This is a genomic window from Pseudoalteromonas sp. T1lg21, assembly GCF_002964625.1.
Taxonomy (GTDB): domain Bacteria; phylum Pseudomonadota; class Gammaproteobacteria; order Enterobacterales; family Alteromonadaceae; genus Pseudoalteromonas; species Pseudoalteromonas gelatinilytica.
The window spans coordinates 63415-76907 of sequence record NZ_PQBX01000080.1 but is presented as its reverse complement, the minus strand read 5'-3'; the positions used below and the strand labels follow the sequence as shown (position 1 = coordinate 76907).

At 43.7% G+C, this 13493-nt stretch carries 10 protein-coding genes and 1 pseudogene; 2 read left to right on the top strand and 9 right to left on the bottom strand.

Annotated elements, in window-relative coordinates:
- Nucleotides 1-130: 130 nt before the first annotated feature.
- Both gorA and C2M25_RS21370 read left to right on the top strand, forming a co-directional pair.
- The gene (gorA, locus tag C2M25_RS21375; RefSeq protein WP_105174948.1) at nucleotides 131-1492 is read left to right on the top strand and encodes a glutathione-disulfide reductase; all 1362 of its coding nucleotides are present in this window, start codon (nucleotides 131-133) and stop codon (nucleotides 1490-1492) included.
- A 246-nt stretch (nucleotides 1493-1738) separates the two neighbouring features.
- Nucleotides 1739-2473 (top strand): MauE/DoxX family redox-associated membrane protein, encoded by a 735-nt coding sequence (locus tag C2M25_RS21370; RefSeq protein WP_105182091.1) that lies wholly within the window; start codon nucleotides 1739-1741, stop codon nucleotides 2471-2473.
- Between the two features lie 58 nt (nucleotides 2474-2531).
- Here C2M25_RS21370 and C2M25_RS21365 read toward each other — a convergent pair whose 3' ends face one another.
- The 9 genes and pseudogenes from C2M25_RS21365 to C2M25_RS21325 all read right to left on the bottom strand — a co-directional run bounded on the left by C2M25_RS21365 (nucleotide 2532) and on the right by C2M25_RS21325 (nucleotide 13469).
- Nucleotides 2532-2780: a hypothetical protein gene (locus C2M25_RS21365; protein WP_171038288.1), complete on the bottom strand. Its 249-nt coding sequence runs from the start codon at nucleotides 2778-2780 to the stop codon at nucleotides 2532-2534.
- Between the two features lie 176 nt (nucleotides 2781-2956).
- Nucleotides 2957-4396, bottom strand: coding sequence for a metalloprotease TldD (gene tldD / locus C2M25_RS21360; protein WP_105174950.1), 1440 nt, complete (start codon nucleotides 4394-4396; stop codon nucleotides 2957-2959).
- Entirely contained in the window at nucleotides 4393-5223 is an 831-nt protein-coding gene (locus C2M25_RS21355; RefSeq protein WP_105182090.1) for a carbon-nitrogen hydrolase family protein, read from the bottom strand. The genes tldD and C2M25_RS21355 overlap by 4 nt, the downstream gene beginning before the upstream one ends.
- Nucleotides 5213-9070: a YhdP family protein gene (locus C2M25_RS21350; protein WP_105174952.1), complete on the bottom strand. Its 3858-nt coding sequence runs from the start codon at nucleotides 9068-9070 to the stop codon at nucleotides 5213-5215. Before C2M25_RS21350 ends, C2M25_RS21355 begins: the two co-directional genes overlap by 11 nt.
- Nucleotides 9070-10542, bottom strand: a complete 1473-nt coding sequence (gene rng, locus C2M25_RS21345; RefSeq protein ID WP_063699882.1) for a ribonuclease G — start codon at nucleotides 10540-10542, stop codon at nucleotides 9070-9072. The genes C2M25_RS21350 and rng overlap by 1 nt, the downstream gene beginning before the upstream one ends.
- Before the next feature lies 1 nt (nucleotide 10543).
- Entirely contained in the window at nucleotides 10544-11113 is a 570-nt protein-coding gene (locus C2M25_RS21340; RefSeq protein WP_105182089.1) for a Maf family protein, read from the bottom strand.
- Nucleotides 11113-11591, bottom strand: a pseudogene (gene mreD, locus C2M25_RS21335) (rod shape-determining protein MreD). The gene C2M25_RS21340 and the pseudogene mreD overlap by 1 nt, the downstream one beginning before the upstream one ends.
- The gene (mreC, locus tag C2M25_RS21330; protein ID WP_054563354.1) at nucleotides 11584-12426 is read right to left on the bottom strand and encodes a rod shape-determining protein MreC; all 843 of its coding nucleotides are present in this window, start codon (nucleotides 12424-12426) and stop codon (nucleotides 11584-11586) included. The pseudogene mreD and the gene mreC overlap by 8 nt, the downstream one beginning before the upstream one ends.
- Nucleotides 12426-13469, bottom strand: a complete 1044-nt coding sequence (locus tag C2M25_RS21325; protein ID WP_054552787.1) for a rod shape-determining protein — start codon at nucleotides 13467-13469, stop codon at nucleotides 12426-12428. The genes mreC and C2M25_RS21325 overlap by 1 nt, the downstream gene beginning before the upstream one ends.
- Nucleotides 13470-13493: the final 24 nt, after the last annotated feature.

Sequence of the window (13493 nt, the reverse complement as noted above, 5' to 3'; positions counted from 1 at the left end):
GAATATGATTTTGAAGTTGGGGCGAATTGATGAAATACAAGGGGCTTAACCTTGGTCTTTATTATGCTATTATCAACTTATTACTAAATCGATTAATTAATAAAGAATTATCTATTTTTGAGGACAAACTATGGCTCAGCATTTTGATTACATTGCAATTGGTGGTGGTAGTGGCGGTATTGCCTCTGCAAACCGTGCAGCAATGCGTGGCGCAAAAGTCGCTCTTATTGAAGCAAAACACATGGGTGGTACCTGTGTAAACGTGGGTTGTGTTCCAAAGAAAGTAATGTGGCACGGCGCACAAATTGCTGAAGCAATTAACGCATATGCACCTGACTACGGCTTTGATGTTGAATTAAAAGGTTTTAGCTGGGCTAAATTAGTTGAAAGCCGCGAAGCTTACATTGGTCGTATTCACCAAGGTTACAACAAGTACTTATCTAGCAATGGTGTAACTGTAATCAATGGCTTTGCTAAGTTTGTTGATAACAAAACAGTTGAAGTAAATGGTGAGCTATACACGGCAGACCATATTCTTGTTGCTGTTGGTGGCCGCCCTACTATTCCTAACATCCCAGGCGCTGAGCTTGGCATTGATTCGAACGGCTTCTTTGAACTAGACGCACAGCCTAAGCGTGTTGCTGTGGTTGGTGCAGGCTACATTGCCGTTGAAATCGCAGGTGTACTTCATAGCCTTGGTACAGAAACACACTTGTTTGTTCGTAAAAACAAACCACTTCGTACTTTTGACCCATACATTGTTGATACGCTTGTCGAGATCATGGCGAAAGAAGGCCCGACTCTTCACACTGATTGCACACCTAAAGAAGTAGTTAAAGAAAGCGATGGTAGCTTAACAATTCACTTTGAAAATGGTCACAGCCAAAACGTTGATGAAGTTATTTGGGCTATTGGCCGTACACCTACAACTGACAAGATCAATCTTGCTGCGGCAGGTGTTGAAGTCACTGAAGGTGGTTACGTTAAAGTAGACGAATTCCAAAACACCACTGCTGAAAACGTGTACGCAGTTGGCGATATCATCGAAAACGGTATCGAACTTACGCCAGTAGCCGTTAAAGCGGGTCGTATTTTATCAGAGCGTTTATTCAATAAAGAATTACCTGATGATTTAAAAATGGATTACGAGCTAGTGCCTACAGTGGTATTCAGCCATCCACCAATCGGCACAATTGGTTTAACAGAGCAACAAGCGATTGATCAATACGGCAGCGATAAAGTGAAAGTATATCGTTCAACCTTCGCAGCTATGTACACAGCAGTAACGCAACACCGTCAACCTTGTAACATGATGCTGGTTTGTGCTGGCGACGACGAAAAAGTTGTTGGCTTACACGGTATTGGTTTTGCCGTTGACGAAATGATCCAAGGTTTTGCTGTTGCAATGAAGATGGGCGCAACGAAAGCAGACTTTGATGCTGTTGTGGCTATTCACCCAACTGGCTCAGAAGAGTTTGTAACGATGCGATAAACTCGCGTTGCGAGTTGCGAGTTGCGAGTTGCGAGTTGCGAGTTGCGAGTTGCGAGTTGCGAGTTGCGAGTTGCGAGTCAATTTTAAAACCTTGTGGTGCTGCCACAAGGTTTTTTTATGCTTAAAGCTGGCACAAACCTTGTAACTGTTAATAAAGTAACCAGTTATAGCAACAATTTACCCTTATTTACTGTGTAATTAAGCAATTATTACGCAGTAAACAAGGCATTTTTACAAGGAGGCACGGTGTCTAAGTCTGCAATTTTATATCGCATGGTGACCGATGAGCATATTTGCCCATTCGGTTTAAAATCAAAAGATTTATTAGAGCGTCATGGTTACGATGTTGATGATCGACACTTAACCAGCCGTGAGCAAACCGACGAATTCAAACAGCAGCATGATGTAAAAACCACACCACAAACCTTTATCAATGATAAACGTATTGGCGGTTACGATGATTTGCGCGACTTTTTTAATCTACCTGAGGCAGGTCAGCAAGGTACCAGTTATACGCCGGTTTTAGCGATTTTTGCAGTGACCATGCTACTAAGCTGCGGTTTTACTTATGCCAGCGGTGAAGCTTTATTTTCTATGCAAAATCTGATGTTGTTCGTTGCATTATCCATGGCGGTATTAGCCATACAAAAGCTGCAAGACTTATTCAGCTTTTCTAACTCATTTATTACCTACGACTTACTGGCGATGCGTATCGTGCCCTATGCCTATGTTTATCCATTTATCGAGGCGTATGTAGCGTTAGGTATGGTGGCTAAACTACCAGCCTTAGCTGTTGCACCCTTTTCATTATTTATTGGTGGTATAGGTGCGATATCGGTTATTAAGGCTGTGTATATCGATAAGCGAGAGCTGAAATGCGCCTGTGTTGGTGGCGACAGTAATGTGCCGCTCGGCTTTATCTCACTGAGTGAGAACTTATTTATGATAGCTGCAGGTATATGGATGCTTATTACTTTTTAGCGTTTTATTAGTATTTAAAGTGGCTTAATTAAGTAATTAAGCCACTTTAAACGAATGGTTAACCACCATTACGTAAATCGCGCTCGAATTCACTTTCGGTTTTTACTGGATGACAAGTCGATTTGACCGCGCCTTTTTTGCTGTCGTTATCTTCGGTGCTATAAATGGTATAGGTGTAATCAGTTTCGAGTTCACCACCTAAACATTCATGCTCAGCGTAGATTTCATTTTCAGCCCCATCAACCACGGCCTGTGATGCACAGCCTGCAAGCATAGCAAGTGCGAGTACAATTGGAATTGCTTTCATATCTTGATCCTAAAATGCTATTTTTATTTTTGCTGTAAGCAATAGGTTAGCTCACACAATTAAGTTAACGGCAAAGTACCTTTATTGATACAAAATTTGTGTAAGTTTTTGTGTAAACAGAAAGCGAAGATAAGTGAGGCAGGTCAAGAATTTAACCTGCCATATAATAAATGGTTTTAAGCCGTGCCACCCACGGTTAGATTGTTAATTTTAAGGCTTGGTTGCCCTACACCTACAGGTACGCTTTGGCCATCTTTACCACACACGCCAACACCTTTATCAAGCGCTAGGTCGTTACCAACCATCGAAATTTGCTGCATCACTTCTGGGCCATTGCCAATCAGTGTTGCGCCTTTGATAGGTTGCGTGATTTTACCGTTTTCAATTAAGTAGGCTTCAGAGGCACTAAATACAAACTTACCTGACGTAATATCTACTTGGCCGCCACCAAAGTTAGGCGCGAAGATACCTTTTTTCACCGAGCTGATGATATCAGCTTGGCTGTGCTCGCCACCTAACATATAGGTGTTGGTCATACGTGGCATAGGTAAATGAGCGTACGATTCTCGGCGTGCATTACCAGTAGGGTTAACACCCATCAAACGCGCATTTAGCTTATCTTGCATGTAGCCTTTTAGAATACCGTTTTCAATAAGCACGTTATACGCAGCAGGCGTCCCTTCGTCATCCACGTTCAATGAACCACGGCGATCAGCAATGGTGCCATCATCCACGACTGTACACAGCTCAGATGCCACCTTTTCACCTACTTTACCGCTAAACGCCGATGCGCCTTTACGGTTAAAGTCACCTTCTAGACCATGACCAACCGCTTCGTGTAGTAACACTCCCGGCCAACCTGCACCTAGTACGACTTCCATGCTACCCGCAGGTGCATCGATTGCTTCTAGATTTACTTTTGCTTGGCGAACAGCTTCTTCGGCGTATTCCATCCAGCGCGGTTTGCCATCGACTAACTCTTTAAAATAGCCATAATCTAAACGCGCACCGCCCCCTGCACCACCGCGCTCACGACGGCCGTTCTTCTCAAGTAACACTGAGCAGTTTAAGCGAATAAGCGGGCGAATATCGGTGGCAAAGGTGCCATCACTTGCAGCAATTAACACTTCTTCATAAACCGCCGACATTGAACTGATCACTTGCTCAGCATCCGGCGCTAACTGACGAATATAGTTTTCAAGTTCACGTAGCAGGCTTACTTTGTCATCGTTGCTCATGCTTTGAATTGGCTGATGCGGCGCATACTGTTGTTTAGCAGCTACATCACTGAATACTTGAATCGTTTTGTTTTCGCCAGCATTGGCAATGCTGCGCGCTGCCGTTGCGGCTTTGTTTAACGCTTCAAGGTTAATCGCATCTGAGTATGAAAAACCGGTTTTTTCACCGCTAACAGCACGCACACCCACACCACGCTCAACGTTGTATGAGCCTTCTTTTACTAAACCGTCTTCAAGCACCCAAGATTCGTGGTGACTCGATTGAAAATACAGGTCGGCATAGTCAACTTGGTGCTGATGAATAAAAGCGAGCGTTTTTTCTAATTCTTCTCTCGTAAGTTGGCTGTCATGTAATAAATGCTGTTCAACCGTGTTCATAATAAATGCTCTCTAAATCGTTGCTGAGACTGCACAGGCATGTCTTGGCGAATTGTATTCAAGCGGTTTAAATCAAGCTCATGGCTGATAAACCCGGTACCAGAGGCAAGCTCACTGAGCGTTTCTCCCCATGGTGAAATAATAATGCTGTGACCATAAGTGTGACGGCCATTTTCATGCTCGCCCCACTGTGCTGCGGCAACCACATAGCATTGAGTTTCGATTGCCCGCGCAGCTAATAAAAAATGCCAATGAGCAGCACCGGTGACGGTGGTAAAGGCACTGGGCACTAAAATAAGCTCAGCCCCTTGGCGCTGCATGGCGGTGAATAAGCCACTAAAACGTAGATCATAACATACTGCTAAGCCAATTTTACCAAATGGAGAGTCGACCACCACAATATCGTTGCCTGCTTGCGTTGCATCAGACTCACGGTAACTGCGCGTAGTGTCGGCAACATCCACATCAAATAAGTGAATTTTATTGTACTGCGCCACCACATCGCCTTGGTTATTGAATAAAAACGAGGCTGCTAAATACTTACCATTTTGCTGTGAAACAGGCAGGGTGCCAGCGGCTAACCAAATATCATGTTGCTTACATAAATCGGCAAGTTTCGCTTTATATGCCTCACTTTGCAGACCTAATTGATAGCTTGCTTGGCTTTGCTTACTAAAGATCAAAAAGCTTTCGGGTAAACACACTAGTAATGGCCGAGTTGAAGGAAGCGTTGATAACGTCTGTGCTAGAAAAGCGAGGTTTTGCTCAGCATTCATGCTTGAGCACATTTGTACTGCAACAACCTGTGGATGAGGATTAGCTTTCATTGTTATCTAAACTCGCTGAAGATGCGGCATCTTTTAATTTTAATTGCGTCGACGACTGCGGCTGACTTTGCGCAGCTTGCGGTAACGTCACTTCACGGCTCTTACGATCCACTTCTTTCACAACTGGGTCATTCATACTGCCTGTTACTTTAAAGTTGATCTCTGAGATCACCCGCGCGGAGTGAATCACTTTATCGATTGCCAGCGCCGCAAGACCACTTACCGGGTTAACCATCCATGCCACAATCACTGGAATACTCGACGTCACCTGCGGTGCAACTGCTAGGTCGTAATCAATTTCAAAGGTATTTAAATTAGTGTGGCCTTTAATCGTTAAATCGGCAGGCACACCATCAAGTTTGGTATCTTGAGTGTAAGCAATGCCCTTTTCTAGCTGCATGGTGCCTTGCATGCTGTTATAGAAAAAGCCTTTGGAGAATACATCTCTAAAATCCAGTTTCAGCTTACGCACTAACGAATCTAAACTCAGTAATGAAAATACTCGCGCACCACCATCACTGATCTCAGCAAGGTGCCCTTCACCTAAACGCCAATCTAACTCACCGGCTAAACTTGGCACATCAAAGCTATAAGGTGCGCCTTGCCAAGCAAGATCAAACTTAATATTGGCATCTGAATCTTTTACTGTGGTGGTGATATCAAACTCATCAAATAACTCGCCAATATCGTCACTTTGTAAGTTACCACTAAAGCGTGTTTGCCCATCGGCAAATTGCCCTTTACCACGTAATACGTGGTCGCCTTTGTCTATAACCAGCTCAGTAAACAAGAGTTTATCGCTCTCCCCAACTAAGCTGCTTTTAATTTTATCGAGCTGATACTCAGCGACTTTACAATCTTCACAGTTAAACTCGATGGCTGGGACTCGGGTTAACCAGCTTAAATCTTCTGGTTCTGAGTCTTGCTCTGTTTGCTCTGCGACTTCGTTAAAATTAATACGCAGGTAGTCAGTAAAAATTTGAATTGGTCTGCGCGTTTCACCGGTTGGAATAAGTGCGTCGGCACGTAATTCTTTGGCATTTAGCTTTAACTCTAAGTCTGATTGTTTTGGCGCTAAGCGAAATTCAAAATCATTAAAGTCGATATTGTGTAGTGCCAGTTTATTAAATTTACCCGTTACGTTATTGAACGCAGGCATCACACTTGGCGCATCTGACTTAACTTTGGTAAGCGCAATAATCTGATCAATTAAGCCAAACCAAGGCACTATTTCAGTTTCTGGTAAATCGATAGATACCGCAAAACCTTCACGATTAAGCCCTAAATCTTGTGCCCCCAAAATTAAATGGGCATTACTAAATTTCTTTTCGCCATTATCTAAAATCGCATTAAAGAATAACTGCTCATCGATATTTGCGGTGATCAAATTAGAGATATGGTCACCCTGCACGATCGCAGTTAATGGCCATTTCTGCTCTGCGCCTTTGTTATAAGGTGCAGGTAGCTGGCTAGTTACACCGATTAAATTACCACTCACATCGGCGCGGTAATTAAAGTCATTAGGTAAAAAGTTAAGCGACACATTTATATCAACATCACTTTGACCGCTTAAGTAACCGGCCAATAAACCATGGGCTTGTTCAATCAAAGGTTCAGCTTCAAGGGCCAGCTTTATCGCAATTTCGGCGCGATAGGTATCAGCCACATTTTCACTGTTGTAGTTGGCAGTAAGTGGCATGCCCATCCAATCTGCTTTGGCATTTTTTAAGTCGATTTTATCGTTATTAAACTTAACAATACCGGTCATGTGGTTAAGGGTGATACCTGGCTGTGCAAGGTAAACCGGAATATTAGCCAATTCAACTTCACCTATCGCATCAACATGACCCGAACGTAAATTAACTAACAACTCAATATCGGCAGTTGCTTCGCCTTGTGGTTGCACAACTTCAAAAACACTCGCCAAAGGCTTGGCAAGCGGAGTCGCCGTGAAGAAAGGATTAAGCTTATCGCCATGAGCACGTTTATTAATGGCAACTTTTAGGATTTCTGCATTCATTAAATCAGCAATACTGACATGGACACTCTCCCCTAGAGAGAGGTTAACCAGTTTGCCCGACTTACTATAGATATCCATGCGCTCATTTTCGAAATGTAAAATGACGTTGGCATCTTCAACTTCTGGCCAGCTTGGTGAAAACTTATACTTAGCGTTTTCAACATTCGCCAATACTTCAAATTGGCCTTGCTGCTCTTTGAACGGAAATCCTTTAAATGGCCCTGAGAACAGCACTTGTGCCTTGTCTACTTCACCGCCTTTGATTGCCCCATTGAGGTAATTAACTAGGTTTTCGCTCATCACAGGTAACGGAAAATAATGCCCAGCGACTTTAGCATCCGCTGCGTAAGCTTCGGCATATAAATCTAACCGCGGCTCATCAGTCAGGCTTAGCATCATCTCTGCAGCCACAGTCACTTCGTCGTTATCAAGCCAAATATTATCGCTACTGATACGCCAGCCATCATCGTAATGGTGTAGGTCGAGTTCAACATTTAATTGATTGTAGGCAATATCTTGACTAAAGCTGCCATTGGTCAACAGTTGGTTATTCTCGCCATATAGCTGAATTCGACCAGCAGTTTGATTAATTAAGCCATCAACACGAATAGCTTGTCCGCCCGGAATACCTTGTAGCGCCAGCCAATTAATTTGCTCGCCTTGGAACCAAAGCTGCCAGTTATCTTGTTGACCGAACTCAAGGTAGGCATCACTTAACTGACCATTGGGTTGACGCGCTAAAAACGGGGCAAGCACTTCAAAGTTACTTAACTGCGATAACTTTGCCAGCAATGCAAAATCAAATTGCTTTAACCAAATTTGACTTTTATCACCAAGTTGAGCTTCAAATTGTAAGGTCGGCCATTGTTTTAAATCGCTTTCAAAGGTGAGTCCGGTGCTTTTTAAGCGCCAGCCATTTTGCTTTGGAAATAAATGAAAACCACCTTCACTCAAGCTAATTTGATGTGCCTCTTGGTTTTGTTGCCAGTTGATGAAACTCGGTAGCCACTGCACTTTCACATCGCTGATCAGGCCTTTCTCAAGGCTAAACCAGGTTTGTAAATTGATGTCGGAATTAAGCTGCTGCTTGTCGGTATTAATATATTGTGCAAGCCATTTAGACACATCGACATTCGCCGCTTGCACATAGATATCACCAGCCATGGTTTCGAGGGTCGAGCCATTCAATGCCATGCGGGCATCAAAGCTACCCACTGAAATTCCCGGTAACGCTAATGTGCCCGAACCTTGATGTTGCTCAGGGGTATTTTGCCAGACAATGTTCTCAAGGATCAGCTTACGCTCTTTACCGTCACTGAGGGTAAAGTTCAAACTGCTGTCTTGCACCGCAAAGTGACCCGTTTCACCAAGGAACAGGTTTTCGATCAATTCTTTTTGTTCAAAACTGCCTGTTTGCTGGTTATTGCCCAGATCAAGCATGGTGGGTAAATCAACATCAGCATGAAAACCATTGATCACAAAGTAGCTTGATTTAAGCTGACGGGTTTTTATAGATTCCCATAAATTAACCTCAAGGCTTGCTTTATCGATGGTGAGTGCGATGGGTGAGGTTTGGTTATCTTCAAACGAAATATCTTCGATAACTAAAGCGGGTCCCTTACCCTGCCAGCTGGCTGAGATAGAACCAATCGCTAAGTTTACGTCAAAGCGTTCATACAGAAACGCTTCAATATCATCTTTGTAGTCATTCGCATAAGGCAGTGAGTACTTCACTAGCGAGACAATAACGGCCAGCAGTACGAGAGTGATAGCAAAGACTTGCCATAACTTACGTAAACAATAAAAGCAGACCGTTTTTGCCTTCATTACATCATTACCACATCAAACTGTTCTTGGTTGTATAAACTCTCTGTTTGAATACTGACTTGCTTACCAATAAATAGTTCCAGCTCGGCAAGGTTGTGGTATTCATCATTGATCAGTGCTTCACTTACCGATGGAGAGGCATAAACCATAAACTTATCAGCTGCATAAGCACGGTTTACCCTAACAATTTCACGCAATATTTCGTAGCAAACTGTCTCAACGGTTTTTTGTGAACCACGCCCCGAACACGCAGGGCATACATCACAAAGGATATGCTCTAAGCTTTCGCGGGTACGTTTTCGGGTCATCTCTACTAAGCCTAGTGCAGATAGGCCATTTATGTTGGCTTTTGCACGATCTTTTGCGAGCGCTGACTCAAGCGAATGCAAGACTCGGCGTTTGTGCTCATCACTGATCATATCGATGAAATCGATAATAATGATGCCGCCTAAGTTACGTAAACGCAGCTGACGGGCAATGGCAGACGTTGCTTCGATATTAGTATTAAAAATGGTTTCTTCGAGGTTACGATGACCAACAAATGCTCCGGTATTGACATCAACGGTTGTCATCGCTTCAGTTTGGTCGATAATTAAATAACCGCCTGATTTAAGCTCAACTTTACGGTGTAGCGCTTTTTGAATTTCGGTTTCCACATCGAACAAGTCGAAAATAGGTCGCTCACCTGGGTAATATTCAAGCGCTCCCGATAAGATCGGCACAAACTCTTCAGTAAACTCTTTAAGCTCTTGATACGTTAATTTAGAGTCAACACGGATACGCTCCATGTCTTCGCCTACGTAGTCACGTAGCGTACGAAACGCCAGTGTTAAGTCTTCATGCAAAATGCTTTCTTTACTGATCTTTTTACGCTTAGTGACGATTTTTTGCCACAGCTTTTTTAAGAATTCCGCATCATGACGTAGCTCTGCTTCAGACGCCCCTTCAGCCGCTGTACGAACAATAAAGCTGCCATCTTCGTCGCCATACTCAGCAACAATTTTCTTTAAGCGTAAACGTTCTTCTTCAGTTTCGATGCGCTGGCTTACACCCACATGTGTTGCATCTGGCATAAACACTAAGTAGCGAGAAGGAATAGTGATATCGGTCGTTAAACGTGCGCCTTTGGTGCCCAGAGGATCTTTAACCACTTGCACCATGATGTATTGACCTTGGCGCACAAGCTCACGGATATCTTGTACTTTTTTGATTGGCTGCTCATCAACACCTTCTACAATTGAGGCGCTGTTAACAATGTCTGAGGCATGTAAAAAGGCCGCCTTATCTAAGCCTATGTCGACAAACGCAGCCTGCATACCCGGAAGTACGCGACTAATTTTACCTAAGTAAATATTGCCCACGATTCCAAGGTTGCCAATTCGCTCTAGTTGGATCTCTTGCAGTACGCCGTTTTCAATTAGCGCAACGCGACTTTCGCTCGGTGTAACGTTGATCAGTAATTCAGTGCTCATGTTACCCTCTTAAAAATTCGTTTAATAACAGCTCTGTCTCATATAAAGGTAAGCCGACAACCGCAAAATAGCTACCCGAAATATGGCTAACGAAGCGCCCACCTAGGCCTTGTATACCATAACCACCGGCTTTATCTTGTGGCTCGCCACTGTGCCAGTAAACATCAATTTCAGCATCACTAAGTGGCTTGAATGTAACATCGGTGATCACAAGACAACTTTTTACTTGCTCACTATCAGCAATTGCCACAGCCGTCATGACTTGATGAGTGCGGCCAGATAAGCGCTTCATGGTGGCGGTAAAATCAGTTTGGTCTAGCGGTTTACCAAGTGCAGTGTCATCAATGACAACCACGGTATCACTGCCAAGCACTGGACGGTCTGTGTAACCCATAGCAACGCCCGATTGTGCCTTGAGTCTGGCTAGGCGCTCTACATAATCACGAGGGGCTTCGTTTGGGAATTGGCTTTCATCAGCATCAACGCTAAATTGAGAAAACTCAACGCCAAGTTGGCTGAGCAACTCTTTTCGGCGCGGTGATGCAGACGCCAAATAAATTGCGGTTTGCATTATCTAATCCTGAAATGACGGCGATATTTACGCAAAATTAAGAATATCCACCACCAACAAAGCATGCCGGTTAGCACTGGCCACATATAATGCGGGCTAAAATAAACGCCCATTAAAAAGTGGTTTAGCCAAAATTGCATTAGGTGGTAAAGCGTTAAAAACAAAGCAATTAAAATGCTTTGCTGCCATAAAGAAAAGTTTCTAATTTTTTGGAAGTTACTCGCAGTGATAAATATACACACCGAATAAGTCAGTGAGTTCACACCGAGAGGCGAGCAGAGGCAAGGTCCATCAATAACCCAACGACCCAAGCTGTGCCAATATTTAAACGATGCGGCACTGCTAACGACCAATACATTAATACCATTAACACCCAGTCTGGGCGGTATGGTTCAAACGAAATTGGTAACGGCATTAGCGCCATTACCAATGCAAAAAAGATACTGATAGCAATCAGCAAAGAGTGACGACTATTCATTGCTGATGCTCTCCTGCTGATTGCGCCACAGCACAACCAATAAGCGAATACGGTCAAGTTGCGCAATTGGCTCAGCATAAACTTGTGCGAATGGACGCCCTTCATCACGGTTAATTTCGGTCACCACGGCAACCGGATAACCTTCTGGGAAGGTGCCACCAAGACCAGACGTAACCAAGATATCGCCAATGCGAACATCAAGGCTATGCGGCACATGCGACAGCTTTACCACGTTAATTTTGCCTATGCCCTCAACCACGGTGCGCACATCGTTACGTAAAATACGCACAGGTGTGGCATGGGTTGTATCTGTCATCAGCAATACGCGAGAAGTCGTCGACCCGACTTGGGTGATTTGCCCCACTACACCCATTTCGTCAATCACTGCTTGGCCTTCACTTAGGCCATCCGTTGTACCACGGTTAATAACCACTTGGTGGCTATACGGGTTTGAATGAACAGAGAGGACTTGTGCAATGATTTTACGATTTGATTGCTTAGCCGATGAACCGAGTAAAGCGCGTAATTTATCGTTTTCACGAGATAAAAATGACAGTTGTTGTAGTTGTTCGCTTTGTAATAACTGCTTCTTTTTTAACGCTTCATTTTCGGTTAATAGCTGTTCGCGGGTATGCAGATTCTTCGCGCCAATACTAAATAGCTCATACGGCAAATTGGCAAGATAAATAAGTGGGCTAACTAGGGTATTTAGACTGGTGCGAATTGTTGTACCACCTTGAGTGTAGCGATCGCCCACGATCAACACGACACTCAAAAGCACTGCGACAAAAAGTCGCAGCTGCAAAGAGATGGTACGACCAAACAGTAACTTCATTAGTCGTAACTAAATACGTCACCACCGTGCATATCAATCATTTCTAATGCCTTACCGCCGCCACGCGCAACACAGGTTAATGGATCATCAGCAACCACAACCGGAATACCTGTTTCTTCCATTAATAGACGGTCTAGGTCTTTTAATAATGCACCACCACCGGTTAATACCATACCGTGTGCAGAGATATCAGATGCAAGCTCTGGCGGAGACTGCTCAAGAGCAACCATTACCGCGCTCACAATCCCCATTAATGGCTCTTGTAGTGCTTCTAAGATTTCGTGTGAGTTCAGCGTGAATGAACGCGGTACACCTTCGGCTAGGTTACGACCACGTACTTCAATTTCAATTGGCTCATCTGTTTTGAAAGCCGAACCGATTTGGTGCTTGATGTTTTCAGCAGTTGCTTCACCAATTAAGCTGCCAAAGTTACGGCGTACATAGTTGATGATAGCTTCATCAAATTTGTCACCACCAATGCGTACAGATGAAGAGTAAACCACACCATTTAATGAGATAATAGCAACTTCAGTTGTACCACCACCAATATCAACAACCATTGAACCGGTTGCTTCAGATACAGGTAAACCTGCACCGATAGCCGCAGCCATTGGCTCTTCGATTAGATATACTTCACGAGCACCTGCACCCATTGCAGACTCACGAATAGCACGTTTTTCTACTTGTGTTGCACCACAAGGCACACAAATAAGAACACGCGGGCTTGGGCGCATAAAGTTGTTGTTATGCACTTGCTTGATGAAGTGTTGTAGCATTTTTTCGGTCACGTAGAAATCAGCAATAACGCCGTCTTTCATTGGACGAATCGCTTTAATGTTACCCGGAGTACGACCTAACATTTGCTTAGCTTCGGTACCTACAGATGCTACGCTCTTAGGGCCACCAGCACGCTCTTGACGAATAGCAACAACTGAAGGCTCGTTTAATACGATACCTTCTTCTTTTACATAAATTAGGGTATTGGCTGTACCCAAGTCGATCGATAGATCGTTTGAAAAAATACCACGGAGTTTTTTAAACATGAGGCTGGATGACCTTTGAAAATT